The 441-nt window shown below is 48.8% G+C and carries 1 protein-coding gene; it reads left to right on the top strand.

The annotated features are described in order from the left end of the window. Positions 1–433 (top strand): IS66-like element accessory protein TnpA (gene tnpA, locus ERX27_RS11175; protein ID WP_279434123.1); only part of this gene is annotated, 433 nt, incomplete at its 5' end. Between the last annotated feature and the right edge of the window lie 8 nt (positions 434–441).

The following is a 441-nucleotide window of genomic DNA, read 5'->3' as shown; positions in this document are numbered from 1 at the left end:
TCTAAGTATGGAATTACAGGACTGGCGAAAAGAACCTCGTAAAAACTATTCGAATGAATTCAAACTTCGTATGGTGGAACTGGCATCACAACCTGGAGCTTGTGTTGCACAGATTGCACGTGAAAATGGCGTCAATGATAATGTTATTTTCAAATGGCTCAGGCTCTGGCAGAACGAAGGGCGTGTTTCGCGGCGTCTTCCGGTAACGACCTCTTCTGACACTGGCGTTGAATTATTACCTGTAGAAATAACGCCGGATGAGCAGAAAGAACCTGTGGCGGCCATTGCGCCGTCTTTATCCACTTCCACTCAGACCAGAGTCAGTGCCAGTTCCTGCAAGGTGGAATTCCGTCACGGTAACATGACGCTGGAAAATCCATCGCCAGAGCTGCTCACAGTGTTGATCCGTGAACTGACCGGGAGGGGAAGATGATCTCACTC

The organism is Macrococcus brunensis (assembly GCF_004359615.1).
Taxonomy (GTDB): domain Bacteria; phylum Bacillota; class Bacilli; order Staphylococcales; family Staphylococcaceae; genus Macrococcus; species Macrococcus brunensis.
Note: the sequence above shows the minus strand (reverse complement) of the source record. Positions and strands in the feature narration are given on the sequence as shown.